The organism is Mycobacterium sp. (genome assembly GCF_965229265.1).
Classification (GTDB): domain Bacteria; phylum Actinomycetota; class Actinomycetes; order Mycobacteriales; family Mycobacteriaceae; genus Mycobacterium.
In genome coordinates, this window is sequence record NZ_CBDDIY010000002.1 from 1 (window position 1) to 25,635 (window position 25,635).

At 66.1% G+C, this 25,635-nt stretch carries 30 protein-coding genes; 18 read left to right on the forward strand and 12 right to left on the reverse strand.

What is annotated here, in order from left to right; genetic code table 11:
- Nucleotides 1-208, reverse strand: a 208-nt coding sequence (locus ADBZ9K_RS00050; RefSeq protein ID WP_526617663.1) for a hypothetical protein, incomplete at its 3' end; no start/stop codon positions are given.
- A gap of 214 nt (nt 209-422) precedes the next feature.
- On the opposite strand from ADBZ9K_RS00050, the gene ADBZ9K_RS00055 reads away from it, so the two are divergent.
- The gene (locus ADBZ9K_RS00055; RefSeq protein WP_005149425.1) at nt 423-1,052 is read left to right on the forward strand and encodes a nucleotide-binding protein; all 630 of its coding nucleotides are present in this window, start codon (nt 423-425) and stop codon (nt 1,050-1,052) included.
- A 51-nt stretch (nt 1,053-1,103) separates the two neighbouring features.
- Nucleotides 1,104-1,460: a hypothetical protein gene (locus tag ADBZ9K_RS00060; RefSeq protein ID WP_005149424.1), complete on the forward strand. Its 357-nt coding sequence runs from the start codon at nt 1,104-1,106 to the stop codon at nt 1,458-1,460.
- A 180-nt stretch (nt 1,461-1,640) separates the two neighbouring features.
- Here ADBZ9K_RS00060 and ADBZ9K_RS00065 read toward each other — a convergent pair whose 3' ends face one another.
- Together ADBZ9K_RS00065 and ADBZ9K_RS00070 are read right to left on the reverse strand one after the other, a co-directional pair.
- Nucleotides 1,641-2,180, reverse strand: a complete 540-nt coding sequence (locus tag ADBZ9K_RS00065) for a hypothetical protein (RefSeq protein ID WP_005149445.1) — start codon at nt 2,178-2,180, stop codon at nt 1,641-1,643.
- 264 nt (nt 2,181-2,444) lie between these two features.
- Nucleotides 2,445-2,930 (reverse strand): helix-turn-helix domain-containing protein, encoded by a 486-nt coding sequence (locus ADBZ9K_RS00070; protein WP_216087418.1) that lies wholly within the window; start codon nt 2,928-2,930, stop codon nt 2,445-2,447.
- Nucleotides 2,931-3,020: 90 nt separating this feature from the next.
- On the opposite strand from ADBZ9K_RS00070, the gene ADBZ9K_RS00075 reads away from it, so the two are divergent.
- Both ADBZ9K_RS00075 and ADBZ9K_RS00080 read left to right on the forward strand, forming a co-directional pair.
- The gene (locus ADBZ9K_RS00075; RefSeq protein WP_526617666.1) at nt 3,021-3,419 is read left to right on the forward strand and encodes a WhiB family transcriptional regulator; all 399 of its coding nucleotides are present in this window, start codon (nt 3,021-3,023) and stop codon (nt 3,417-3,419) included.
- An 85-nt stretch (nt 3,420-3,504) separates the two neighbouring features.
- Nucleotides 3,505-3,708 carry a hypothetical protein gene (locus ADBZ9K_RS00080; protein ID WP_005149442.1) on the forward strand — a complete coding sequence of 68 codons (204 nt, stop codon included), beginning with the start codon at nt 3,505-3,507 and terminating at the stop codon, nt 3,706-3,708.
- Nucleotides 3,709-3,950: 242 nt separating this feature from the next.
- Here the strand turns inward: ADBZ9K_RS00080 and ADBZ9K_RS00085 are convergent, their stop codons facing one another.
- The gene (locus ADBZ9K_RS00085; RefSeq protein ID WP_526617667.1) at nt 3,951-4,427 is read right to left on the reverse strand and encodes a hypothetical protein; all 477 of its coding nucleotides are present in this window, start codon (nt 4,425-4,427) and stop codon (nt 3,951-3,953) included.
- Between the two features lie 229 nt (nt 4,428-4,656).
- Here ADBZ9K_RS00085 and ADBZ9K_RS00090 point away from each other — a divergent pair, with 229 nt between their 5' ends.
- The 3 genes from ADBZ9K_RS00090 (at nt 4,657) to mobF (ADBZ9K_RS00100) (ending at nt 9,836) form a co-directional block, all read left to right on the forward strand.
- Nucleotides 4,657-5,232 (forward strand): hypothetical protein, encoded by a 576-nt coding sequence (locus tag ADBZ9K_RS00090; protein WP_526617669.1) that lies wholly within the window; start codon nt 4,657-4,659, stop codon nt 5,230-5,232.
- Nucleotides 5,229-5,855: a hypothetical protein gene (locus ADBZ9K_RS00095; RefSeq protein ID WP_005149438.1), complete on the forward strand. Its 627-nt coding sequence runs from the start codon at nt 5,229-5,231 to the stop codon at nt 5,853-5,855. Before ADBZ9K_RS00090 ends, ADBZ9K_RS00095 begins: the two co-directional genes overlap by 4 nt.
- 393 nt (nt 5,856-6,248) lie before the next feature.
- Entirely contained in the window at nt 6,249-9,836 is a 3,588-nt protein-coding gene (mobF, locus tag ADBZ9K_RS00100) for a MobF family relaxase (protein WP_526617670.1), read from the forward strand.
- A 63-nt stretch (nt 9,837-9,899) separates the two neighbouring features.
- On the opposite strand, the gene ADBZ9K_RS00105 is transcribed toward mobF (ADBZ9K_RS00100), so the two are convergent.
- From ADBZ9K_RS00105 to ADBZ9K_RS00120, 4 genes are all read right to left on the reverse strand, one after another.
- Nucleotides 9,900-10,748, reverse strand: a complete 849-nt coding sequence (locus ADBZ9K_RS00105) for a chemotaxis protein (protein WP_526617671.1) — start codon at nt 10,746-10,748, stop codon at nt 9,900-9,902.
- Between the two features lie 1,601 nt (nt 10,749-12,349).
- Complete coding sequence (locus tag ADBZ9K_RS00110; protein ID WP_526617672.1) at nt 12,350-12,799, reverse strand: Rv2240c family protein; 450 nt, start codon at nt 12,797-12,799, stop codon at nt 12,350-12,352.
- Between the two features lie 162 nt (nt 12,800-12,961).
- On the reverse strand, nt 12,962-13,249 hold the full coding sequence (locus ADBZ9K_RS00115; protein ID WP_526617673.1) for a hypothetical protein: 288 nt from the start codon (nt 13,247-13,249) through the stop codon (nt 12,962-12,964).
- Nucleotides 13,236-13,793, reverse strand: a complete 558-nt coding sequence (locus ADBZ9K_RS00120; RefSeq protein ID WP_526617675.1) for a hypothetical protein — start codon at nt 13,791-13,793, stop codon at nt 13,236-13,238. Before ADBZ9K_RS00120 ends, ADBZ9K_RS00115 begins: the two co-directional genes overlap by 14 nt.
- A 258-nt stretch (nt 13,794-14,051) precedes the next feature.
- Between ADBZ9K_RS00120 and ADBZ9K_RS00125 the strand changes: the two genes are divergently transcribed.
- Both ADBZ9K_RS00125 and ADBZ9K_RS00130 read left to right on the forward strand, forming a co-directional pair.
- Entirely contained in the window at nt 14,052-14,252 is a 201-nt protein-coding gene (locus ADBZ9K_RS00125; protein ID WP_005149430.1) for a hypothetical protein, read from the forward strand.
- A 38-nt stretch (nt 14,253-14,290) separates the two neighbouring features.
- On the forward strand, nt 14,291-14,707 hold the full coding sequence (locus ADBZ9K_RS00130; protein WP_005149429.1) for a hypothetical protein: 417 nt from the start codon (nt 14,291-14,293) through the stop codon (nt 14,705-14,707).
- Between the two features lie 120 nt (nt 14,708-14,827).
- Here the strand turns inward: ADBZ9K_RS00130 and ADBZ9K_RS00135 are convergent, their stop codons facing one another.
- On the reverse strand, nt 14,828-15,529 hold the full coding sequence (locus tag ADBZ9K_RS00135; RefSeq protein ID WP_005149428.1) for a GAF and ANTAR domain-containing protein: 702 nt from the start codon (nt 15,527-15,529) through the stop codon (nt 14,828-14,830).
- A gap of 554 nt (nt 15,530-16,083) precedes the next feature.
- Between ADBZ9K_RS00135 and ADBZ9K_RS00140 the strand changes: the two genes are divergently transcribed.
- The 3 genes from ADBZ9K_RS00140 to ADBZ9K_RS00150 all read left to right on the forward strand — a co-directional run bounded on the left by ADBZ9K_RS00140 (nt 16,084) and on the right by ADBZ9K_RS00150 (nt 18,121).
- Complete coding sequence (locus ADBZ9K_RS00140) at nt 16,084-16,647, forward strand: recombinase family protein (protein WP_036425528.1); 564 nt, start codon at nt 16,084-16,086, stop codon at nt 16,645-16,647.
- Between the two features lie 436 nt (nt 16,648-17,083).
- Nucleotides 17,084-17,713 (forward strand): nucleotide-binding protein, encoded by a 630-nt coding sequence (locus tag ADBZ9K_RS00145; protein WP_005149425.1) that lies wholly within the window; start codon nt 17,084-17,086, stop codon nt 17,711-17,713.
- Nucleotides 17,714-17,764: 51 nt separating this feature from the next.
- On the forward strand, nt 17,765-18,121 hold the full coding sequence (locus tag ADBZ9K_RS00150) for a hypothetical protein (protein ID WP_005149424.1): 357 nt from the start codon (nt 17,765-17,767) through the stop codon (nt 18,119-18,121).
- 180 nt (nt 18,122-18,301) lie between these two features.
- Here ADBZ9K_RS00150 and ADBZ9K_RS00155 read toward each other — a convergent pair whose 3' ends face one another.
- Together ADBZ9K_RS00155 and ADBZ9K_RS00160 are read right to left on the reverse strand one after the other, a co-directional pair.
- Nucleotides 18,302-18,841: a hypothetical protein gene (locus ADBZ9K_RS00155; protein ID WP_005149445.1), complete on the reverse strand. Its 540-nt coding sequence runs from the start codon at nt 18,839-18,841 to the stop codon at nt 18,302-18,304.
- A 264-nt stretch (nt 18,842-19,105) separates the two neighbouring features.
- On the reverse strand, nt 19,106-19,591 hold the full coding sequence (locus tag ADBZ9K_RS00160; RefSeq protein ID WP_216087418.1) for a helix-turn-helix domain-containing protein: 486 nt from the start codon (nt 19,589-19,591) through the stop codon (nt 19,106-19,108).
- Nucleotides 19,592-19,681: 90 nt separating this feature from the next.
- Here ADBZ9K_RS00160 and ADBZ9K_RS00165 point away from each other — a divergent pair, with 90 nt between their 5' ends.
- Nucleotides 19,682-20,080 (forward strand): WhiB family transcriptional regulator, encoded by a 399-nt coding sequence (locus ADBZ9K_RS00165; protein WP_526617666.1) that lies wholly within the window; start codon nt 19,682-19,684, stop codon nt 20,078-20,080.
- Nucleotides 20,081-20,165: 85 nt separating this feature from the next.
- Nucleotides 20,166-20,369 (forward strand): hypothetical protein, encoded by a 204-nt coding sequence (locus ADBZ9K_RS00170; protein WP_005149442.1) that lies wholly within the window; start codon nt 20,166-20,168, stop codon nt 20,367-20,369.
- A 242-nt stretch (nt 20,370-20,611) separates the two neighbouring features.
- Here the strand turns inward: ADBZ9K_RS00170 and ADBZ9K_RS00175 are convergent, their stop codons facing one another.
- Complete coding sequence (locus tag ADBZ9K_RS00175; protein ID WP_526617667.1) at nt 20,612-21,088, reverse strand: hypothetical protein; 477 nt, start codon at nt 21,086-21,088, stop codon at nt 20,612-20,614.
- Nucleotides 21,089-21,317: 229 nt separating this feature from the next.
- Between ADBZ9K_RS00175 and ADBZ9K_RS00180 the strand changes: the two genes are divergently transcribed.
- The 4 genes from ADBZ9K_RS00180 to ADBZ9K_RS00195 all read left to right on the forward strand — a co-directional run.
- Nucleotides 21,318-21,893: a hypothetical protein gene (locus ADBZ9K_RS00180; RefSeq protein ID WP_526617669.1), complete on the forward strand. Its 576-nt coding sequence runs from the start codon at nt 21,318-21,320 to the stop codon at nt 21,891-21,893.
- Entirely contained in the window at nt 21,890-22,516 is a 627-nt protein-coding gene (locus tag ADBZ9K_RS00185; RefSeq protein WP_005149438.1) for a hypothetical protein, read from the forward strand. Before ADBZ9K_RS00180 ends, ADBZ9K_RS00185 begins: the two co-directional genes overlap by 4 nt.
- Before the next feature lie 393 nt (nt 22,517-22,909).
- Entirely contained in the window at nt 22,910-24,139 is a 1,230-nt protein-coding gene (gene mobF / locus ADBZ9K_RS00190) for a MobF family relaxase (RefSeq protein ID WP_526617677.1), read from the forward strand.
- Nucleotides 24,090-25,635, forward strand: a 1,546-nt coding sequence (locus ADBZ9K_RS00195; RefSeq protein WP_526617678.1) for an AAA family ATPase, incomplete at its 3' end; no start/stop codon positions are given. The genes mobF (ADBZ9K_RS00190) and ADBZ9K_RS00195, both read left to right, overlap by 50 nt.

Below are 25,635 nucleotides of genomic sequence, written 5' to 3' on the forward strand. Positions count from 1 at the left end.
AAGCGACAGGACTCGCAGGGGTCGCCCACTCCGCGCTTGCTGCTTTCACTGGGAAACTCACCCCACTAACGCTCCCGTCCTTCTCCATGAAATACGGGATCAGGTCGTAGCCTTCTACCCGGAACGCCACGATCGGCAGCTGCGTGCCGTCAGTGAGACTCAGGGTCAGGCCCGGTGGTGCCGAGATAAATGCCGCGTTACCAGCCATAAGCACCAAACGTATACCCAAGGTCGGACACCACTCGCCCTGCTCGCAGGCAATATCAGTGAATACTGAAATCCGTATCTCAGTGCCTCAGGGGAAACCGAAGGGGTCAGACGCCGGCCGTTAGAACGAGGCGCGCCGTAGAAGCCTACTGATATCAGTAAATCCGTATTTCCGCATATACTTAACTCAGTACCGATGAAAGGACTCACGACGCATGCCCGCTCTGATGATCGTGGTAGCCAACCTCAAAGGCGGTTCCACTAAGACCACCACTGCTGCTTTCGTCCTCCACGCCCTGGCCGAGGCCGGCCTATCCGCGCTCGGGGTCGACGCCGATGGGGAAAACGAGTCCCTACTGGCGTGGTCGGAAGCAGGGGAGTGGTCGATACCCGTTATCGGCATGCCAGTTGCCGATCTGCACCGAAAACTGCCGGGAGTCGTCGGTGACCGATACGACGCGGTCGTCGTCGACACGCCGCCTATGAAAGAGCGCCGCGGTGTTGTGGCCTCCGCTGTCCGTATAGCGACGCACGTCCTTGTGCCCATGGCTCCGACTGGGATGGAGTACGCGCGCGTGCCAGCGATCCGTGAGCTCGTCGAGGAAGCTGGCGCGCTCGCGGTCACACCGCCTCAACTCGCCGTCGTCTTGACGCGCACCGTATCCAACGCGGCCAGCACCGATGTCTACCGGCAGATGCTCACCGACGACGGCGTTCGAGTCCTGAAGCCGACCGTCGGCCGACTGGAGCGATACGCCCAAGCGTTTGGCCTGCCGATCACCAACGCCGCCGGCACCGCCTACGGCGATGTAGCAGATGAGCTGACCAGCATCGGAGTTACGTAAGTACTGATGTACTGATTTACTGATAGCGTACTGAACTGGGAGGATGGGCTCATGGCTGCCACAGCAGCGGACAGAATCAAAGCCAACGCTGAGCGGCTCCGCAAAGCGCCGACACAGCAGACAGTCACATCAGAAGCGCCAGAGCAGTCACCGCAAGAAACACCACCGCAGTCGACGCTGCGGCCGCCGGCCGCTCCAGTCGTGCGACAAAAGACCGTCCGCCGCACCGTCGACCTGTCACCGACCGCCCATCGCGGCCTCGACAACTGGCAACGCGATACCGCTGACCGCCTAGGACTCGCACGCGTTACCGGGCAGGAAGTCCTCACAGCGCTTGTCGATCGATTGCTCGCAGACTCTGACCTGGCGGAACAGATCGTGCACGTCATCGCAGCTCAACGCCCCTAACCGCGCCATACACCAATGATGCATTCCCCCCGCATAGCGGAGGGTGCGCTTTCCGCATACATCGCTATGCGCATAGCGAATCGGGGTGTAATATCTGGGGTGTCTTGGTGAAGAGCCAAGGAAGTGAAGCCGGGAGCCAGCACGTTTTGCTTGGTCGCCCGGCTTTCGCGCATTTAGGGGTCAGTGCAGGTTGTGCACTGTGACCAGGGGGCTGATGGCATTCCGCGCGGGCCCGCCGGCACCATAGGCCCACGCGACAAGATCAGCCGCCCAAAGCAGCTCATGTGCGGTAGGACGGTCGATCATGACTCGGACGCGATCGGCCGCCGCTTTGGCGGCCAGCGCGCCGACCACCGCTGCACGGTCCTGTTTGTCCTGCGAGCAGGATTCGAGCAATATCCGGGTCACCCCGTTATCCGCAGCGTAGGTACCAAGGGCTGCCAGGCATTGCGTGCGGACTTGACGCTGTGTACGTCGCGTTCCCCGCAGGCTGCCCACGAAAATGTGAGCCTGCTCGATCGGCGGGGCCGACACGAACCGCGAGAGAATCTGATCGCGGTGCCGGCTCTCGTCCTTCATGTGGAGCCGGTCACGATTCTTCGGTTTGAGCTCGCGCATCATCCTGCGGGCGGAAGCAATGTCTGCAACGGGGACGACCGCCGCGCACAACAGGTAATCCGTCCGGCAAGACTCATCAACAAACAGCTCGACAGCAGGCATTCTGGCTCGTGAGCCTACGGGCAGGCGATCACAGGAACTCCTCATGGCGCGAAACTAATAAACGACCGTGCAAACACGCACGGACGACCGGAGCCCACGGGCCGCCGACACCCCTTCCTCGCCGCACATTGTGGTGATCGGGATGCTGGTGGCTGTCAAGGCCGATGCCGCTTCGCGGTCGACCAAGGTCGAGCCTTGACAGCCACCAGCACCCCGCACAAACGCGGCCACTACGAGGGAAGGGGGAGGTCTGGGTTGCCTTGATCAGCGGGACGGAGTCGAAAGCTGGTCCAGCAGGGCAATCAGAGCGCCGAGCTTGTCGTGCTGGCCGGCCTCTAGGCGCGGCTCCACCTCGAAGAAGCCTTGCTTCACTTCGTGTACCAGGCGGTGCACGTCAGCAGTCCACTTGGCGGCCTCGACCTCGCTCGGCGCCCCGACGATCAGCACCCGGGCCGCCGACAGTGCCCGGTCGACCAACAGATAGAAGCCGGGGCCGATCGCGGTGGTAGTGACGGGATCTAGCACGGTGGCGTCTTGGCCGGCCAACACCTGGTCGACACTGCCGGCCGACCACTGCAAGGTCCGTTCCAGAGATCGGCGCAACCGTGGGCTCAGACGGCCGGCCCGATTGTTCTCGATCGCCCGAAGCGTCGGTGTCGAGGGACCGCCGCGCTCGGCCAGCTGCTCCTGGGTCAACCCCAGCTCGATGCGCCGCTCCCGCACCGCCTCACCCAGCTTCTCCCACGCCATGATGGCCACCATCATCCATTGCGGTCACACGTTCCAGCGCGGCTCCACACGTATCGATAACTACCGATAATTAGCGGTTACAGTGGGTTCATGCCTACCGACATCCACTCCGTCTCGCGGCCATCCGAGCCTGGCCGTCTGTATCGCACCGATCAACCCACACCCTGCGCCGGCAGCCTCAACCGCGGTGACCTGTGGTTCTCGCCCTTCAAAGACCGCATCCACGCTGTCCGCGCCTGCCAGTCCTGCCCCTTCATCGGCCGCTGCGGCTACAACGCCGTCGCCGTCCGCGCCACCTACGGCGTATGGGGCGGGCTGTCGCTCCCCGGCGACAGGGCCACCCCCGAGAGCCTGGAGAAGGCCTACCGATACCTGCTCGCGCAGTTCGAGCACCGCCGGGCCGCCGAACTCGGCAGCGTCGCCGTCCCCGTCAGGCCTGACCCAAACGCGCGTCGACGACGAGCGACGACAGACTCCGCGGCCGCCTAACCCAAACCCCATGTTTCACAGCAGCCTCGAACAAACCGCGTGTCGTTATCAGTTACGGCTTGTTTCGGCTGGCAGAGTTCTGCTCATGGCTCAACCGCATAAAGGTGACCGCGCCCAGATCATGACGCGCCCCCCTCGGAAGGTCTACGACATCATCAAACAGAGGGCCGCCGAGCTCGGCATCCCGATGGGTCAGTACGTCGCCGACCTGCTAGCCGAGCACGTCGGGCACCCCGAACTCGTTCTCGCACTCCACAAGTCGAGAGAGGAACTGCCGCTGGCGATGTGACCGGTAACGCCCGGGCTTGCTGGCTGGACCTCGCCCGAGCAGCACCTGACATCTGAATAGCTGGTGTGCGGAACCCCCGCTGAATGACGAAGGCCCCGCCTGAGCGGGGCCACGTCTGGAGGTTCAAACCGAGTTAGCCGCTCGGTTCCAGGTCTCCGTACCCATTTCCCCGAAGGGACTGTCTTGGTCGACAGCTCTCACGGTAGCGCACGCCTGCGCGGTGTTCCAGAAATGGCGCGCAATCAGTGCGCAAATCGTGACCTCCTCAGCACCCGATCACCTCGGGTGAGCAATGCGTGGCCGGCGCCGCTGGGCGCCACCATCGCACCCACACCGCACGTCTTGCGCGCGCTCGCGAACGAGCGCCGGCGCGGCTGGGTGGAGCGCGCTGGCGCGTGTGCGCCGCGAGCGCCGATGTGGACCAGCCGCCACGGGTGGCTCGATGGGCTACGACGCTGGGCGCAGTCGCCGGCCCTGGGCCAGCTCTGCGCGGCCGAGCGGGTGTCGATCACCGCGGCCACGCTATTGTCGATCGCCGCGGTGATGGCCGACCACGCCGACCACGCCACTGGCCGCCACGTCGCCGTCACACGCGCCACGATCGCCTCCCGGGTGGGTTGTGACGTGCGCACCGTGACCGCCGCCTGGCGGGTCCTGCGCGCCTCCCAATGGGCCGTCGAGGCCCAACGTGGCCACGGCTCACCAGACACCCCCAGCATCGGCCGGCGACCCTCGGTGTACCACCTGGTGCCCCGCCGCGAGCCTCGCCCGCCAAACCGTCCTGCTGTGCATGATTTCCACCTACCGCCGTCAGGCGGTGTTAGTTGTTCTTCTCCCGTAGGGAGAAACTCACCAAGCGGGCGCGCTTGCGCGCCCGCCAGCCAGGATTCGCAGATAGGAAACAGATTCAAAACCCGTGCAGTACCCAGTCGGACCACTGCGCGTCCGTTGGCCATACAGCGACTGGCCGCCGCCCTCGTCGCCAGTAGTCACGGCCTGGACCGCATCCACATCGGCACCATCTGCGATGCCCTCACCGCCGCCGGCATCGACCCCCAGGTGTGGACCGCCCACGCCATCACCGACGCACTCAACGCCGACATGCGCACCCGCGGATGGACCTGGCCCGACCACATCACCAACCCCGGAGCGTTCCTGTCGAGTCGGTTGCGACGGCTGTCCTGGTCACCTCCCGAGACCCAGACAAAGGCCGGCGGCTACGCCGCCGCCAGCATTGACCAGGCGGCGCGACCGGAGCCGCTCACCGAGGCTGCGCGCGCCCGGATCGCCGCCGCCCAAGAAGAGATCCGGCAAGTCCTTCGCGACCGAGCTCAACGGACCGCCGCCACTGAGCCTGACGGGCGCACGCCCAACCCGCGTCCTACGACGACCGCGCGGCCTATCGTTCGGCCCGTGACGGCACCCACGCCCACCGACGCTGAGCGGGTAGCTCCGAGGTCCGCCCGGGCGCGCCACGGGTGGCGCATCAACGTGCCGCCTACGGTTCCCGGACGTGGCCGATGAGCAGCCCTGAAATCCAGCAGATCGTCGCCCAGGTGTACACCGACTACGACTTGCTCCCGTCAGTGTGGCCGCCGCGCCGACAGCGCGCGTTCCTGGACGCCGAAGCGGCCCGGCTGAGCCGCCAGGTGGCCGAGCTGGCCGCTGACCTCAGCGAGCACGCCATCGCAGACTGGACCGCCCGGGCCGGGCACCATCCCGACATGATGACCAAAGTGGGTCTGCTCAACACCGCGACGATGCAGGCCAAGGAGATCGTGCTGACGCGGGAACTGTACGACCTGATCCCGCTGACTCCGGAGGATCTCGACGACGCACCTTCGGTGCCACCAGATCGCAGCGAGCTGGCCTGGGATCGGCGCTGGACCCGCACCCAGTACCGGACCGACCCGACCGACGATCTAGAGACCTTGGCGGCCGCGGTCTGGCCGTCCCCCGCGTACTCGGCGGTGTTCCGGATCAAGGCCGGTTATCTGCTCGCCGCGCGCGCCGAAGACCGGCTGCCGCTGCCCCGCAATCGCGACGACCCGTTGGCCGCCGAGCTGGCGCAGATGGTGTACGCGGATCTGCGCGCAGACGGCCTCCCCGCCCGGCCCCACACCGGTGTGATCCGAACCGCCCGCTGAAGCGCCGTCTGTGCCTCGGCGCGGGGCCGGTCGCCGGCCGTCCGATGAGAGCGCGTCAACCACGCCCGAACGCGGGCCTCAGCAGCCGGTCGAGTCGCGGAAAAGTGAGCCGAAATTTTCGGCGCTGAATCAACCTCCCCACCAACGCCTCTCACCCGACTACTCTCCATATTCCCTGTCGCTCAACAGCTTTACCGATCTTTACCGCTTCTTACCGAATTACCGCTCTTTACCACTTTGTACCGCCTCCCCATCCCCACATCCGCTGTCCCTCACAGCAATTCACTACCAACTTCTTTCTACAGGCATGGCACATTGGCACAAGGTGATGCAAGCATCGGTGTAGCCACCTTCGGTGGCCACACCCGCCCACCCTCGGCGGGTGGTCAGCAGATGAGCGGGGTGAGGGCGGTGCTGACAATCTCGCGGCTCAAGGCCGGCTCAATGGCGTACTACAACGACACCTCGCGGGCGGCGATGAACGCTGCCGCCGATCGCCAACGCGCCGGCGGCGGGCTCGGGGAGTATTACTCCGAATCCGAAACCCGCGCCCCGGTCTGGATGCTGTCCGGGGACGCCGAGAAGGCCGCCACACTGACCGGTTTGAGTGCCTCAGATCGTGCCGGTGGAGTCGCTGATCTTGATGTCGTGGAGCGTTGGATCGTGGACGGAGTCGCCCCCAACGGGGCCACCGGACGCGCGTTCCGGAAGCGCGATAACCACGGTTTCGATCTCACGTTCTGTGCCCCGAAAAGTGTGTCGTTGGCCCGTGCGGTGGGCGGGGATGAGGTGCTGTCCAAGGCGATTGCCGACGCGCACACGGTGGCTGTTGGTGAGGCGTTGGAGTACCTGCACACCCACGCCGGCTATACCCGCGTGCACAACCCGGTCACGGGCAAAAAGGACCTCGTTCGGCTGTCGGGTTTGGTCACTGCGGCCTATCAACACGAGACCTCCCGCGCCGGTGATCCGCACCTGCACACCCACGTGTTGGTGCCCAATAAACAGGCCCGCGACGACGGCGTCCTGGTGTCGATCGACAGCAAGTCGTTGCATCACGAAGCCAAGACCGCCGGCATCGTCTACCAAGCCACCTTGCGCCACGAACTGCACCAATCGATGGGACTGGAATGGGAGCCGGTCGACCCGCACACCGGCCAAGCCGACATCGCCGGCATCGACCCTGACGTGCTCACCGCGTGGTCGCAGCGCTCCACCCAACTGCGCGAGTGGGCCGCCGCCAACCTCGTCTGTGAGGACCCCGACAACCCCACCGCCGCGCAGCTGGCGACCGCCCAGAAAGCGACCCGACCCCGTAAACCGGAGAACCTGTCTTGGGCCGAACTGAAAGCCCAGTGGGCCGCTGATGAACGCGGGTTCGCCATCAGCGAACAGGGCCAGGCGGCGGCCCGCCACGCGCGGCGCACCGCCCCCGGAAACGTGCTCACTGCGGCCCGCGCCGCGGCCGCCGACATCACCAAACCGGCATTCACCCGAGCCGATCTCATCGAAGCCATCGGGGCTCGGCTACCGGTCGCCATCGATGGCGCACCCGACGGCCCCCGCATCCTGATGGAGGTCCTCGCCGACCGAATCGCCGTCCCGCTGACCGCGCCACGTGAGGCTCATGAGCGCGAAGGACACGAACGCTTCACCACCGCGCCGATCATCGCCGAAGAGGCCGCCATCGTGGCGTTGATGGGCGCGAGCAACCCCGCCGCGGCCCTGCCCGCCAGCGCCATCAACACCGAGGGGCTCTCCGCCGAACAGGCCCGCGCCATCACCGCCATCGCCACCACGCCCTGGCTTGTACAGCCCCTTTCCGCACCGGCCGGGGCGGGCAAAACCACCTCGCTACGGGCGCTACGTGAGGCCGTGGCGCGCAGCCCCCGACACGATCGCGTGCGGGCGTTCGCGCCCACCGGCAAGGCGGTCGACGTGGCGGTGCGTGAGCACGCCGGCGACACCGGCACGACCGTCGCCGCGGCCTTGAAACGACTGCGCAACGGGTCGCTGACCTTTGATGAACGGACCGTGGTGGTGGTCGACGAGGCGGGCATGGTCGGCACCCCGGCGCTGCGCGTACTGCTGGCCGCCACCACCGCGGCCGGGGCCAAAACTGTCCTCGTCGGAGACGCCCACCAGCTGGCCCCAGTCAAGTCCCGCGGCGGCATGTTCGAGCAACTCTGTGCCGATCTGCCGTGGACTCAGCACCTCACCGAAGTGTGGCGCATGCATGATCCCGAGGAGCGCACCGCCTCGCTCGGTTTGGGTCACGGTGGCGGCGCCACCCGGCGGCGTGCGGTGGATTGGTATCGCCGCCACGACCGCCTCGCCACCGGGGACGCCCCGACCATGGCCGATGACGCGGTGGCCGCTTACACCCGGGATCGCACGGCCGGGAAAGACACCTTGGTGGTCGCTGATTCGTGGGAAATGTGCGACGCCGTGAACACCCGCATCCACAACGACGCCATCGCCCCGGACGCCCCGACCGTGGCCGCTGCCCGTGGCCATCGACTCGCTGTCGGTGATGTGGTGATCAGCCGCCGCAACGACCCCACCATTGCCCTCTACGGCGCTCACGGAACCCGCCAAGAGACCGATGATCCCGTCCGCAACGGCCACCGCTGGGACGTCATCGACGTCGACCCCGAGACCGGCCGCGTGGCCGCCCGCCGGCTGTCCGACGGCGCACACGCAGTATTCGCCGGCGACTACCTACGCACCCATGTTCACCTTGGCTACGCGGTCACCGTGCAAGCGGCCCAAGGAACGACTGTCGACACCACCCACGCGCTGCTGTCGGACCGCGCGCACAAAGGATGGGCTTACGTCGGACTGACCCGCGGCCGCGACGCCAACCACGCCTACCTCTACACCACCGACGCCGAGGAAGCCGACCACGCGCACGCCGAACGCGCTCCTGGCATCCACGTCGGGAGGCGTGGAACAGCCCGCGACGCCGCCGCGATGCTCGCCCAGGTTGTCGGTCGTGATACCCGCGACCAGACCGCCGCCGTCACCGCGGCCGACACCGACCGCGCCCTGCTCCCCGAACCCGTCGTCGACTTGCTCGAGGCGCGCACCCGCGCTCGCGCCGCCGCCCGCATCGCCCATCACCACCACCTCACCGAGCGTGCCCAGGCCGCCGATCGCGCCCGGGCGGAGCGCGCCGTGGCGGCCGAGCTGCCCATGCTGGCGGCCGAGGTGAGCCAGATCGAAGTGTCCTGGCAGCGCAGCCCGGCCACCGTGTACCCGCCGCCGGCACAAGGGTGGGAGGACCTCGACGACACCACCCGGGCGGCGGTGGCCACCATCACCGCGAGCATGCAGAACGTCCAGGTCCTCACCGTGGGATCGGATACCGACAAGCACGCCGCCCTGGCCGCAGTCACCGCCGCGGTGCATGGCAGAAACAAACACGTATTGGCCGTGCCGGCCACCCGTGGGGCGGCCGCCGAGGCCACGGACCAGCCCTACGCCGAGCGTGTTGCCGGCCCGCGCCAAACCCGTGACCGCATCGACAACGGCAAGTGGACCATCCCGGCAGGCAACTTGCTCATCATCGACGACGCCGACCACCTCGACCCGAAACTGTTGCGGTACTTCACCGACCACGCCACCGCCACCAACACCAAACTCCTGCTCGTCCACACGCCGACGCCCGAGCGGCAACCCGGTCACACCGTCGTCCAGACCCTCGCCGAGACCCTGCCCTGGACACAACACATCGGCACCGAATCCACCCCACAGGCCCATCGCACCGCCACCGAACGGGTTACTGAACTGCTGGGCGAACCCCACACCGGAGCGCCCTCACAGGCGAGCTCGGCGGCCGCCGAACTGCTCGACCGTCGCAGCCGCGTCCTCGATACCTATCAGAAAACGCAGGCACGCAATCGGCGCTGGACCGATCGCCACGCCCAGCAGGAACGTGAACGCGCCCACAACCGCGGCCGCGGAGGACTCGAACTGTAGCTTCCAGCCGAAGCGCGGCCAATACTCCTGGGGTACAGCGGATTTCGGCGACAGCCGCTCTCGCTATCGGGAGCTGGCCGCGACCACCGACATCAGCGAGGGAGTGGCAATGCCCGCCATCGCTGCGGCGTAGGCGACATCCGCGGGGCTTTCCTCACGCCAGCACAGCAGAGTCTCCACCCGACGGCAGCGCTGGAACTGCTCGCGATACGTCACCAACTGGTGCGGGTCTTCCACACCCAGCAAGCCGGGACGCTGCGAACCCGTCATCAGATTGTCGGTGGTGTACTCGGCCTGCAACGCATCCCATTGCGCCTCAGGAGGCCACTGCCGACCCACCACCAGACGACCCACCGCCTGAGCCGTGGAGGACAACTCCGGACCCCCGAACACCGCATGCTGAATCAGATACCGGGCATACGCCTCGGCCGCGTCCTCATCGGCGGCCAGCTCGCGATACAGACCCGAGTTGAGGGTCTCCAAGCGATGTGAACGGTCGCGGGTGAGCGACCCGGCCAAAGCCTCCTGAGCCGAGCTGGACGGCGCGACCCCGAGTGCCACGTCCGGGGTGGCCTCGTCGACGAAATCGGAAGCCGTTAGCCAGTTGGTGGCCACCGCCGAGACTGCATAGCCCATCGCCCGGACCGCGCGCACCACCCGCTCAGCCGGGTTGAACCAGCCATACCAACGGTCGTCGAAATCCGTGTCCAAGTGCGCCGACACCGGCATATTGCGCGACAGATACACCCCGGCCGGGATGAAGCATGCGCCCTCGTTGTTGCACACCCACAGATCCGGAACTCCCATGCTGCCCCGAGCCACGGCCACCGCCCACTCCAGACCCGGGAACACCACACTGGATGCCGCCACCAGATCCGCAACGACCGTCCGCGCGTTCTCCAAATCGGACATCGACACATCCCGCGGCACGCGGGCCGGAGCGCTATCGCGCAACCCCGGCAGGAAGCCCGGAGCCCCAGGAGCGGCACTCCCAGCACTGCTGGCGGGCGGCCCAGCGGTTGCCCCCGACGATGACGGTACGGCCGCCGCTCCAGCCGGACCAGCGCCGCTCGCTGCGGCTGGCGGCAACACCGACCCATACGAAGACATCGGCGCCGACATGCCACCACCCGCATTCGATGCCCCCGCCGGAACCCCCACCCCGCCGGCGGTCGACGGACTGGGCGCTCCCGAACCAGCGGCGGCCGCCGATGGTGCCGCCGACGCAGGAGCAGTACCCCCACCCAACGGAGCCGCCGCCAGCGGGCCCGTAGGTGCCTGCGGAACAGCTTGCGACGCAGCAGGATTCGACGGTGTAAACCCGCCAGCGGCTGAACTGCCCGCCGCCAGACCGCGCCCAAACTCACTACCCAGCGACGACGCTGGGGATGAGGCTCCAGACGCCGGCGATGTCACACCACCAGTCGCCGAACCGGGCGACCCAACGCCCGACAACCCGCTACCCATACCGCCAGTCAAGCCCTGCATCGCCCCCGCCCCGCTGCTCAAACCACTCAACGGTGAACCTCCACCACCCCCACTACCACCGCCCAGCGACGGCGCCGACAGCGTTGACGCAGGCAATGACTCACGCCCGCTCAAAGGCGGAGATGGAGCGCGATCAGTGGAGGGGCGAGTGCCTAATGTCGATGAGGGGACGTTTTGAACCGGAGTCTGGGGTCCACTAGGACCGTCCGAGCTGGGATTTGTGCCTAGTCCGTTTCCGTCGCCGTGCGGCTTTTTGCCGTCGAGCGCATCGGCTGGCGAACCGTCACTTGCGGGCTTGTCTGTCGAATGCTTGGTACCTAAGCCGCCCTTATCGGGGTCCACTGTGGACGGCGGCGCTTCCGGTGGAGGACCGAATAGTTTCGTCAGGCCAGCGGCCTCCTGGTGGCCGTATCCCAGCAGCTGAGTTGAGGCAGCTTCGATGTGCGGGCGATATTTCGCGATGATGGGACCCACGCCAACGGGTTGGCCGCGGTTAGTCATCAGAGTTAGTTCGATTTCGCGGTGCGCGGCGTCGTGAGCGTTGCGCATCTTGCGCTTGGCGGTGTGGACGTCCTGGCCCAGTCGTCCTGCGCGGGCAGCGACGTCCTTGCCTGTATCCGCCAAGTCTTCGTGTGCCAAATGCAGTGCTGTGTAATGCCGTTGAGCGGCGTCTTGTCCCTCGCCCGCGGTCCAGTCACCGTCGAAGACCCGACTGGCTTGGCCGGTTGCGATCTGGTCGGTCTCGGAATGGTCGCGTGCCCACTTATCTATGGTTTTGGAGTAGTTCATGACGGCGGACTCGGATACCTCGGGCCACTCGCCCGGGGCGATGAGTGCCGCCGTGTACGCCCCAGAGGGGCGTGGGATGTCACTGGTTCCGTTGGGCTCGGCTTGATCTGGATTGAACCCGTCCGGCGCAGGACGAGCTGCCACCACTTGCTGAAAGACCTGCGTGGCGATTACGCGGTACCTCTGATCCCAGCCCGCCCTACTTGCTGAATCCTGACCGCTATTCGTGGCTGGCATCAGTGCGGCAATCCACACGAATCAGCCAACGCATACGTCGCCGCGTTCCCCGCATCTGTCAACCGATTCACCTCGCTAGCTGGTTTGCCCGCCAAAGCTGCGCTGGAGACGTCTATGGCGGACTGGATGTACTCTTTAGCCGCCTCTGCGACATCATTCGGCGTAGCCGGTGATAGCGAATTCTGTACCGCTGCAACGCTGTTGATCTTACGAAGGACTACCGGGATATTGAGATCGCCATTCACGATCAACCCGTCAGACTCTCCGGTGCCCCGAACTGCGGAATCGAATGTGTGGCACAACTTGTCTTTAGCCGCGTTGTGCTCAGCGTCGCTGTAGCTCGGGCCATTCGGCGACGCTGCGGTCGCGGCCATGCTGGTGTTGTTTTGTTTGGTGATCGAGTAGGTGATCAACGCGGCGGCAGCAACGGCCACCACGTTGACGGCCACCACCGCGGTGATCAGACCCCAATGGCGAGCTTGTTGTGAGGCTTTAGGTCCTGGCGACGGTGGGCCGTACCGTGGTGGCTGGGTTCCATTGTTAGGCCAAGGCGGCTGCGCCGCTTGGGTTTCGGGTGACTGCCATGGTGATCCCACTACGGTGCGCCTTTTCTACAGCCTGAGCGCGTCAGCGTTGGCCGCTTCGGTGGTTTCTACGTCGGCGACGGTAGTTGTGGTGGCGGCCTGACCGAAGGCGGTGCGACCGCTAACTCCTGCGACTTTCGCCTCCAGTAGGGCGGTGGCCGCCGTGAAGAACGCTGCGGTGTACTGGTCTGCCGGCGGGGGCAGGGGAACGCCCGAGGCGCTGACCCTGGCACGACCGCTGTCAGCATGGGTCAACCCGGACCGGGTGGCCTCTGGGTCCATCTCGAATAACGACGGCAACTCAATCCCCCTCATCTGTACTCAGGTTGCGGTGCAGCGCTTCTACTTCGAACGCCGCGGCGGCCACCTCGGCTTGACGTGTTGGATGCTCAGTGGCCATGGCCTGTAACTCGACGGGTAGTGCTTGCGAAAATTCGGCCCACTCGTCGGATCGCACCCCTTCACGCGCCGCGGTGACCTGCTTGCGGATCCACGTCCCAAAATGACGCTGCACCGCTATCGGATCATGGATATCAGTCGGGAACGGTTCGCCGATCGCGCGGGTGGCAGAGTCGGCCATGACCGCAATCGTCGCCCGCCACTCTCGTCCGGTGTTGTGCAGCTCGCGCAACACGGGCTGAACCCACTTGTCCCACTCACTGAGCACGGTGGGCCAGTCCTCGGCTAATACGGCCTCCCACAGGGCTGGCGGTTTACCGGCGCCGAGGCCCAGCTCCGAGAACCATGAGGCCTGGTGTCGCACCATCATCATCACGGTGAAGCCAGCTGCACAGCGCGAGCACTGCTGTTCGCTCTCGGAGGCAGCGCAGACATGCTCCCCCGCGCTCTCGGCCGTCATGCTTACCAACGATAAAGGTCGTCGACGGAGCTAGCACCGCTCCAGCGCGACATACCAGTCTCAATTATAAAGATTTGGGATCGATCAAATCTTGTCTCGGCAAGGGGCATCCCCACCATTGGTGAGCGCCTCGCGCAGGGGCCGCATGCTGGATGCGGAGGCCGCATCCGCGGCGGGCAACGGCCGGATTGATGCTGGACCTGCGGTGCTGATCACATTCTGTCGCTTGGGCGGCCACCTCAGTATTAAGGTGCGCTAATGATCCGGTGGACCAGCATCGACACGCATTGTTCGGGGTGTCTGCGTCCGGCACCTGCCGATGAGGCCGACCCCGAAAGCGCCCTGTGGATGGTGAAATCGATCATCAAAGGCAGGGATTTCCTCGATGGGCCGTATGTGGTGGTGTGCCCAGCCTGTTATCAGCAGGCGCTGCCCGATCTACGACACGTCGGATCGTGAGGTCGTGCCTGTCGCCGAGGGGTTGTGGAAGGGCTGTTGTGTACACGGCATTGTTGATTACCCCAGCCGGGGACGTGCAGGAGATCACGGTATTTGCCGAGAGCGCCATCAACGCGATTCTGCGTGACCCGTGTGTGGATTGTTTGACCAGCAGCGATGGGGCGATTGATTTCTGGTTCCGCTCGGCGGTGCCGGGCCGGTATAGGCCGAATCGGCAGGCCACCGGCCTTCTGTTGTCGGTCACCACCTTCTCGGTGCGCACGGTGCCGTTGTTGTACGGCAGTGTCATCGTGTCTTCGAAAAGCAGCGAGGGGCGACTCCTGGGGCTGACCACCCAGGACCGTCGGCGGCTTCGTGACCCGGGACGGCTTGGGCGGATGTGGTTGCACCGGCGGTTCCACCACGCCCGCGACTGGACACCGCCCTCTCGCCGCCAACACCACATCGAGCGCTAAACGCTACGGCGAAATTCGCGCGCGTCCAACCCTTTTCGCGCCAAGGCCAGGCCGAGCGACATCAAGTCTCGTATCCAGAGATTTGGGAGTGATCCTGTCCCACGTGATTTGCTTTCTGTGTTACTCGGGGTGGGGTCGAGGGGTGAGGACGCGTTCGGCGACCTCGCGTAGCGGGGTGTTGGTGATGGAGGACAGTCTGCGCAGCATGGTGAAGGCGTCCTCGTCGGAGATGCCGTTGCGCTCGCGGAGGACGCCTTTGGCCTGGCTGATGACGTCGCGGGAGCGCAGCGCCTGCTGGAGTTGGGTTTCACGGACCACGGCACTCCATGCTGTCGCCATCAGATCGGCGTAGGGCATCACGGTCGCAACGTCGGCGGTGCTGAAGGCCCCGGGGTGATCGGCATACAGGCACAAGGCCCCAAGCGAGAGCTCGTCGAGGTGGACGGGCAGGGCGGCGATGCTGCGGATGACGGCGCCACGGGGCAGGTCTTGGCTCAGGGCCGGCCAGCGCGAGTCGGTGCGCAGGTCATCGACGATGACGATTTGTCGACGTCGGGCGGCGCGCCGGGCTGGGCCATCACCGTGGCGGCGTTCGATCTCGTCGATGAGGGCTACTCCGGGATGATCGGTGATTACCGGGGTGCTGTGATCGGCGCGACGTGCCGTCACGGTGATGCCGGCATAGGTGGCGGTGGGAACCTGTGTTTGCGCCAGCCGCATCAGCGCTGTCAGCGCTGGTCGCACCGTGTCGGGGGTGGACCGCCGGATAGCGACCACGAGCCGTACCAGCTGAGCCAGCGGCGGCTCGACGTTGCTGGTCATGACCGTCCTTCCCGCCCCGCACCCACAGGTTTTGCCTCGGGGGTCGGGGACGGGACCGCGCGGCAGCGCACCACCGTCCTCTTGTGCCTCTGCTGCGCGACAATGCCAGCACGGCAGACAAGGGTGGTGCGCGGGCCGCTCACGGTCAGAACGGACAACAACGCATAACAGCGAAACTTTGGTGCCGTTGAGCGGTGCTGGGGTCTCAACACCGGGCTGCGCTCAACCCGGTGTTACCGCGGGCATTGAACACACAGTCACTCTTTTGCTCATCGCGCACGGTGACTGTACCGGGGGTCCGCGCCGCTGACGAGAAGAGGGCGAAAGTCATCACTGCGACGGCGCTGGTCGGCCGCGACACCGCGATCTGCATACCACGATCGTGACTAGATCCGACTGGACGAGCCCGGGCGCGTCTCAGATCTAGAGATTCGAGACGCACGAAAATGGGGCTACTCCCCCTCTTGTAGCCCCAGGTCATAGTGTCTCATTTCTTGTCTCACACCGCGTGTCTCAGATCTGCACTGTCGGCGGCGGGTGAGACAGTCGTCGGTGTGGCAACAATCTTGGGTTATGCCCGCGTCAGCACCATTGGCCAGGACCTCGATGCGCAACTGACCGTCTTGGCGGCGGCCGGCGTCACCGACGAACGGATTTATATCGACAAACTCTCCGGTGCAGCCAACACCGTCCGCCCTGGCCTCGCCGCTCTCCTTGACTACGCCCGCGATGGGGACACCGTGGTGGTGACCGCGATCGACAGGCTCGGACGCTCCGTCGCCGAAGTGACCCGGACTATCGCCGAACTCGGCGACCGTCGAATTCAATTGCACGCCATACGCGAAGGCGTCGATACCAGCACAGCAACTGGACGGGCTGTTGCCGCGATCATGGCCACCCTTGCCGAGCTCGAGCTCGAGCTCGGCAAAGAACGCCGGGCCGCTTCTCGGACCTCTCGGAGGGCCCGTCAGCTGCCGGCGACCAAGCCGGCCAAGTTGACTCTCGAACGGCAACAACAACTGCGCCGACTTGCCGCCACGGGTGAACCCGTTCCCGAACTCGCAAAAGCATTCGGAATCAGCCGCGCGACCGCCTACCGCTACTTAGCCGCCAGCTAGCGTCCCTGGAGTTAAGCGACAGGACTCGCAGGGGTCGCCCACTCCGCGCTTGCTGCTTTCACTGGGAAACTCACCCCACTAACGCTCCCGTCCTTCTCCATGAAATACGGGATCAGGTCGTAGCCTTCTACCCGGAACGCCACGATCGGCAGCTGCGTGCCGTCAGTGAGACTCAGGGTCAGGCCCGGTGGTGCCGAGATAAATGCCGCGTTACCAGCCATAAGCACCAAACGTATACCCAAGGTCGGACACCACTCGCCCTGCTCGCAGGCAATATCAGTGAATACTGAAATCCGTATCTCAGTGCCTCAGGGGAAACCGAAGGGGTCAGACGCCGGCCGTTAGAACGAGGCGCGCCGTAGAAGCCTACTGATATCAGTAAATCCGTATTTCCGCATATACTTAACTCAGTACCGATGAAAGGGACTCACGACGCATGCCCGCTCTGATGATCGTGGTAGCCAACCTCAAAGGCGGTTCCACTAAGACCACCACTGCTGCTTTCGTCCTCCACGCCCTGGCCGAGGCCGGCCTATCCGCGCTCGGGGTCGACGCCGATGGGGAAAACGAGTCCCTACTGGCGTGGTCGGAAGCAGGGGAGTGGTCGATACCCGTTATCGGCATGCCAGTTGCCGATCTGCACCGAAAACTGCCGGGAGTCGTCGGTGACCGATACGACGCGGTCGTCGTCGACACGCCGCCTATGAAAGAGCGCCGCGGTGTTGTGGCCTCCGCTGTCCGTATAGCGACGCACGTCCTTGTGCCCATGGCTCCGACTGGGATGGAGTACGCGCGCGTGCCAGCGATCCGTGAGCTCGTCGAGGAAGCTGGCGCGCTCGCGGTCACACCGCCTCAACTCGCCGTCGTCTTGACGCGCACCGTATCCAACGCGGCCAGCACCGATGTCTACCGGCAGATGCTCACCGACGACGGCGTTCGAGTCCTGAAGCCGACCGTCGGCCGACTGGAGCGATACGCCCAAGCGTTTGGCCTGCCGATCACCAACGCCGCCGGCACCGCCTACGGCGATGTAGCAGATGAGCTGACCAGCATCGGAGTTACGTAAGTACTGATGTACTGATTTACTGATAGCGTACTGAACTGGGAGGATGGGCTCATGGCTGCCACAGCAGCGGACAGAATCAAAGCCAACGCTGAGCGGCTCCGCAAAGCGCCGACACAGCAGACAGTCACATCAGAAGCGCCAGAGCAGTCACCGCAAGAAACACCACCGCAGTCGACGCTGCGGCCGCCGGCCGCTCCAGTCGTGCGACAAAAGACCGTCCGCCGCACCGTCGACCTGTCACCGACCGCCCATCGCGGCCTCGACAACTGGCAACGCGATACCGCTGACCGCCTAGGACTCGCACGCGTTACCGGGCAGGAAGTCCTCACAGCGCTTGTCGATCGATTGCTCGCAGACTCTGACCTGGCGGAACAGATCGTGCACGTCATCGCAGCTCAACGCCCCTAACCGCGCCATACACCAATGATGCATTCCCCCCGCATAGCGGAGGGTGCGCTTTCCGCATACATCGCTATGCGCATAGCGAATCGGGGTGTAATATCTGGGGTGTCTTGGTGAAGAGCCAAGGAAGTGAAGCCGGGAGCCAGCACGTTTTGCTTGGTCGCCCGGCTTTCGCGCATTTAGGGGTCAGTGCAGGTTGTGCACTGTGACCAGGGGGCTGATGGCATTCCGCGCGGGCCCGCCGGCACCATAGGCCCACGCGACAAGATCAGCCGCCCAAAGCAGCTCATGTGCGGTAGGACGGTCGATCATGACTCGGACGCGATCGGCCGCCGCTTTGGCGGCCAGCGCGCCGACCACCGCTGCACGGTCCTGTTTGTCCTGCGAGCAGGATTCGAGCAATATCCGGGTCACCCCGTTATCCGCAGCGTAGGTACCAAGGGCTGCCAGGCATTGCGTGCGGACTTGACGCTGTGTACGTCGCGTTCCCCGCAGGCTGCCCACGAAAATGTGAGCCTGCTCGATCGGCGGGGCCGACACGAACCGCGAGAGAATCTGATCGCGGTGCCGGCTCTCGTCCTTCATGTGGAGCCGGTCACGATTCTTCGGTTTGAGCTCGCGCATCATCCTGCGGGCGGAAGCAATGTCTGCAACGGGGACGACCGCCGCGCACAACAGGTAATCCGTCCGGCAAGACTCATCAACAAACAGCTCGACAGCAGGCATTCTGGCTCGTGAGCCTACGGGCAGGCGATCACAGGAACTCCTCATGGCGCGAAACTAATAAACGACCGTGCAAACACGCACGGACGACCGGAGCCCACGGGCCGCCGACACCCCTTCCTCGCCGCACATTGTGGTGATCGGGATGCTGGTGGCTGTCAAGGCCGATGCCGCTTCGCGGTCGACCAAGGTCGAGCCTTGACAGCCACCAGCACCCCGCACAAACGCGGCCACTACGAGGGAAGGGGGAGGTCTGGGTTGCCTTGATCAGCGGGACGGAGTCGAAAGCTGGTCCAGCAGGGCAATCAGAGCGCCGAGCTTGTCGTGCTGGCCGGCCTCTAGGCGCGGCTCCACCTCGAAGAAGCCTTGCTTCACTTCGTGTACCAGGCGGTGCACGTCAGCAGTCCACTTGGCGGCCTCGACCTCGCTCGGCGCCCCGACGATCAGCACCCGGGCCGCCGACAGTGCCCGGTCGACCAACAGATAGAAGCCGGGGCCGATCGCGGTGGTAGTGACGGGATCTAGCACGGTGGCGTCTTGGCCGGCCAACACCTGGTCGACACTGCCGGCCGACCACTGCAAGGTCCGTTCCAGAGATCGGCGCAACCGTGGGCTCAGACGGCCGGCCCGATTGTTCTCGATCGCCCGAAGCGTCGGTGTCGAGGGACCGCCGCGCTCGGCCAGCTGCTCCTGGGTCAACCCCAGCTCGATGCGCCGCTCCCGCACCGCCTCACCCAGCTTCTCCCACGCCATGATGGCCACCATCATCCATTGCGGTCACACGTTCCAGCGCGGCTCCACACGTATCGATAACTACCGATAATTAGCGGTTACAGTGGGTTCATGCCTACCGACATCCACTCCGTCTCGCGGCCATCCGAGCCTGGCCGTCTGTATCGCACCGATCAACCCACACCCTGCGCCGGCAGCCTCAACCGCGGTGACCTGTGGTTCTCGCCCTTCAAAGACCGCATCCACGCTGTCCGCGCCTGCCAGTCCTGCCCCTTCATCGGCCGCTGCGGCTACAACGCCGTCGCCGTCCGCGCCACCTACGGCGTATGGGGCGGGCTGTCGCTCCCCGGCGACAGGGCCACCCCCGAGAGCCTGGAGAAGGCCTACCGATACCTGCTCGCGCAGTTCGAGCACCGCCGGGCCGCCGAACTCGGCAGCGTCGCCGTCCCCGTCAGGCCTGACCCAAACGCGCGTCGACGACGAGCGACGACAGACTCCGCGGCCGCCTAACCCAAACCCCATGTTTCACAGCAGCCTCGAACAAACCGCGTGTCGTTATCAGTTACGGCTTGTTTCGGCTGGCAGAGTTCTGCTCATGGCTCAACCGCATAAAGGTGACCGCGCCCAGATCATGACGCGCCCCCCTCGGAAGGTCTACGACATCATCAAACAGAGGGCCGCCGAGCTCGGCATCCCGATGGGTCAGTACGTCGCCGACCTGCTAGCCGAGCACGTCGGGCACCCCGAACTCGTTCTCGCACTCCACAAGTCGAGAGAGGAACTGCCGCTGGCGATGTGACCGGTAACGCCCGGGCTTGCTGGCTGGACCTCGCCCGAGCAGCACCTGACATCTGAATAGCTGGTGTGCGGAACCCCCGCTGAATGACGAAGGCCCCGCCTGAGCGGGGCCACGTCTGGAGGTTCAAACCGAGTTAGCCGCTCGGTTCCAGGTCTCCGTACCCATTTCCCCGAAGGGACTGTCTTGGTCGACAGCTCTCACGGTAGCGCACGCCTGCGCGGTGTTCCAGAAATGGCGCGCAATCAGTGCGCAAATCGTGACCTCCTCAGCACCCGATCACCTCGGGTGAGCAATGCGTGGCCGGCGCCGCTGGGCGCCACCATCGCACCCACACCGCACGTCTTGCGCGCGCTCGCGAACGAGCGCCGGCGCGGCTGGGTGGAGCGCGCTGGCGCGTGTGCGCCGCGAGCGCCGATGTGGACCAGCCGCCACGGGTGGCTCGATGGGCTACGACGCTGGGCGCAGTCGCCGGCCCTGGGCCAGCTCTGCGCGGCCGAGCGGGTGTCGATCACCGCGGCCACGCTATTGTCGATCGCCGCGGTGATGGCCGACCACGCCGACCACGCCACTGGCCGCCACGTCGCCGTCACACGCGCCACGATCGCCTCCCGGGTGGGTTGTGACGTGCGCACCGTGACCGCCGCCTGGCGGGTCCTGCGCGCCTCCCAATGGGCCGTCGAGGCCCAACGTGGCCACGGCTCACCAGACACCCCCAGCATCGGCCGGCGACCCTCGGTGTACCACCTGGTGCCCCGCCGCGAGCCTCGCCCGCCAAACCGTCCTGCTGTGCATGATTTCCACCTACCGCCGTCAGGCGGTGTTAGTTGTTCTTCTCCCGTAGGGAGAAACTCACCAAGCGGGCGCGCTTGCGCGCCCGCCAGCCAGGATTCGCAGATAGGAAACAGATTCAAAACCCGTGCAGTACCCAGTCGGACCACTGCGCGTCCGTTGGCCATACAGCGACTGGCCGCCGCCCTCGTCGCCAGTAGTCACGGCCTGGACCGCATCCACATCGGCACCATCTGCGATGCCCTCACCGCCGCCGGCATCGACCCCCAGGTGTGGACCGCCCACGCCATCACCGACGCACTCAACGCCGACATGCGCACCCGCGGATGGACCTGGCCCGACCACATCACCAACCCCGGAGCGTTCCTGTCGAGTCGGTTGCGACGGCTGTCCTGGTCACCTCCCGAGACCCAGACAAAGGCCGGCGGCTACGCCGCCGCCAGCATTGACCAGGCGGCGCGACCGGAGCCGCTCACCGAGGCTGCGCGCGCCCGGATCGCCGCCGCCCAAGAAGAGATCCGGCAAGTCCTTCGCGACCGAGCTCAACGGACCGCCGCCACTGAGCCTGACGGGCGCACGCCCAACCCGCGTCCTACGACGACCGCGCGGCCTATCGTTCGGCCCGTGACGGCACCCACGCCCACCGACGCTGAGCGGGTAGCTCCGAGGTCCGCCCGGGCGCGCCACGGGTGGCGCATCAACGTGCCGCCTACGGTTCCCGGACGTGGCCGATGAGCAGCCCTGAAATCCAGCAGATCGTCGCCCAGGTGTACACCGACTACGACTTGCTCCCGTCAGTGTGGCCGCCGCGCCGACAGCGCGCGTTCCTGGACGCCGAAGCGGCCCGGCTGAGCCGCCAGGTGGCCGAGCTGGCCGCTGACCTCAGCGAGCACGCCATCGCAGACTGGACCGCCCGGGCCGGGCACCATCCCGACATGATGACCAAAGTGGGTCTGCTCAACACCGCGACGATGCAGGCCAAGGAGATCGTGCTGACGCGGGAACTGTACGACCTGATCCCGCTGACTCCGGAGGATCTCGACGACGCACCTTCGGTGCCACCAGATCGCAGCGAGCTGGCCTGGGATCGGCGCTGGACCCGCACCCAGTACCGGACCGACCCGACCGACGATCTAGAGACCTTGGCGGCCGCGGTCTGGCCGTCCCCCGCGTACTCGGCGGTGTTCCGGATCAAGGCCGGTTATCTGCTCGCCGCGCGCGCCGAAGACCGGCTGCCGCTGCCCCGCAATCGCGACGACCCGTTGGCCGCCGAGCTGGCGCAGATGGTGTACGCGGATCTGCGCGCAGACGGCCTCCCCGCCCGGCCCCACACCGGTGTGATCCGAACCGCCCGCTGAAGCGCCGTCTGTGCCTCGGCGCGGGGCCGGTCGCCGGCCGTCCGATGAGAGCGCGTCAACCACGCCCGAACGCGGGCCTCAGCAGCCGGTCGAGTCGCGGAAAAGTGAGCCGAAATTTTCGGCGCTGAATCAACCTCCCCACCAACGCCTCTCACCCGACTACTCTCCATATTCCCTGTCGCTCAACAGCTTTACCGATCTTTACCGCTTCTTACCGAATTACCGCTCTTTACCACTTTGTACCGCCTCCCCATCCCCACATCCGCTGTCCCTCACAGCAATTCACTACCAACTTCTTTCTACAGGCATGGCACATTGGCACAAGGTGATGCAAGCATCGGTGTAGCCACCTTCGGTGGCCACACCCGCCCACCCTCGGCGGGTGGTCAGCAGATGAGCGGGGTGAGGGCGGTGCTGACAATCTCGCGGCTCAAGGCCGGCTCAATGGCGTACTACAACGACACCTCGCGGGCGGCGATGAACGCTGCCGCCGATCGCCAACGCGCCGGCGGCGGGCTCGGGGAGTATTACTCCGAATCCGAAACCCGCGCCCCGGTCTGGATGCTGTCCGGGGACGCCGAGAAGGCCGCCACACTGACCGGTTTGAGTGCCTCAGATCGTGCCGGTGGAGTCGCTGATCTTGATGTCGTGGAGCGTTGGATCGTGGACGGAGTCGCCCCCAACGGGGCCACCGGACGCGCGTTCCGGAAGCGCGATAACCACGGTTTCGATCTCACGTTCTGTGCCCCGAAAAGTGTGTCGTTGGCCCGTGCGGTGGGCGGGGATGAGGTGCTGTCCAAGGCGATTGCCGACGCGCACACGGTGGCTGTTGGTGAGGCGTTGGAGTACCTGCACACCCACGCCGGCTATACCCGCGTGCACAACCCGGTCACGGGCAAAAAGGACCTCGTTCGGCTGTCGGGTTTGGTCACTGCGGCCTATCAACACGAGACCTCCCGCGCCGGTGATCCGCACCTGCACACCCACGTGTTGGTGCCCAATAAACAGGCCCGCGACGACGGCGTCCTGGTGTCGATCGACAGCAAGTCGTTGCATCACGAAGCCAAGACCGCCGGCATCGTCTACCAAGCCACCTTGCGCCACGAACTGCACCAATCGATGGGACTGGAATGGGAGCCGGTCGACCCGCACACCGGCCAAGCCGACATCGCCGGCATCGACCCTGACGTGCTCACCGCGTGGTCGCAGCGCTCCACCCAACTGCGCGAGTGGGCCGCCGCCAACCTCGTCTGTGAGGACCCCGACAACCCCACCGCCGCGCAGCTGGCGACCGCCCAGAAAGCGACCCGACCCCGTAAACCGGAGAACCTGTCTTGGGCCGAACTGAAAGCCCAGTGGGCCGCTGATGAACGCGGGTTCGCCATCAGCGAACAGGGCCAGGCGGCGGCCCGCCACGCGCGGCGCACCGCCCCCGGAAACGTGCTCACTGCGGCCCGCGCCGCGGCCGCCGACATCACCAAACCGGCATTCACCCGAGCCCGATCTCATCGAAGCCATCGGGGCTCGGCTACCGGTCGCCATCGATGGCGCACCCGACGGCCCCCGCATCCTGATGGAGGTCCTCGCCGACCGAATCGCCGTCCCGCTGACCGCGCCACGTGAGGCTCATGAGCGCGAAGGACACGAACGCTTCACCACCGCGCCGATCATCGCCGAAGAGGCCGCCATCGTGGCGTTGATGGGCGCGAGCAACCCCGCCGCGGCCCTGCCCGCCAGCGCCATCAACACCGAGGGGCTCTCCGCCGAACAGGCCCGCGCCATCACCGCCATCGCCACCACGCCCTGGCTTGTACAGCCCCTTTCCGCACCGGCCGGGGCGGGCAAAACCACCTCGCTACGGGCGCTACGTGAGGCCGTGGCGCGCAGCCCCCGACACGATCGCGTGCGGGCGTTCGCGCCCACCGGCAAGGCGGTCGACGTGGCGGTGCGTGAGCACGCCGGCGACACCGGCACGACCGTCGCCGCGGCCTTGAAACGACTGCGCAACGGGTCGCTGACCTTTGATGAACGGACCGTGGTGGTGGTCGACGAGGCGGGCATGGTCGGCACCCCGGCGCTGCGCGTACTGCTGGCCGCCACCACCGCGGCCGGGGCCAAAACTGTCCTCGTCGGAGACGCCCACCAGCTGGCCCCAGTCAAGTCCCGCGGCGGCATGTTCGAGCAACTCTGTGCCGATCTGCCGTGGACTCAGCACCTCACCGAAGTGTGGCGCATGCATGATCCCGAGGAGCGCACCGCCTCGCTCGGTTTGGGTCACGGTGGCGGCGCCACCCGGCGGCGTGCGGTGGATTGGTATCGCCGCCACGACCGCCTCGCCACCGGGGACGCCCCGACCATGGCCGATGACGCGGTGGCCGCTTACACCCGGGATCGCACGGCCGGGAAAGACACCTTGGTGGTCGCTGATTCGTGGGAAATGTGCGACGCCGTGAACACCCGCATCCACAACGACGCCATCGCCCCGGACGCCCCGACCGTGGCCGCTGCCCGTGGCCATCGACTCGCTGTCGGTGATGTGGTGATCAGCCGCCGCAACGACCCCACCATTGCCCTCTACGGCGCTCACGGAACCCGCCAAGAGACCGATGATCCCGTCCGCAACGGCCACCGCTGGGACGTCATCGACGTCGACCCCGAGACCGGCCGCGTGGCCGCCCGCCGGCTGTCCGACGGCGCACACGCAGTATTCGCCGGCGACTACCTACGCACCCATGTTCACCTTGGCTACGCGGTCACCGTGCAAGCGGCCCAAGGAACGACTGTCGACACCACCCACGCGCTGCTGTCGGACCGCGCGCACAAAGGATGGGCTTACGTCGGACTGACCCGCGGCCGCGACGCCAACCACGCCTACCTCTACACCACCGACGCCGAGGAAGCCGACCACGCGCACGCCGAACGCGCTCCTGGCATCCACGTCGGGAGGCGTGGAACAGCCCGCGACGCCGCCGCGATGCTCGCCCAGGTTGTCGGTCGTGATACCCGCGACCAGACCGCCGCCGTCACCGCGGCCGACACCGACCGCGCCCTGCTCCCCCGAACCCGTCGTCGACTTGCTCGAGGCGCGCACCCGCGCTCGCGCCGCCGCCCGCATCGCC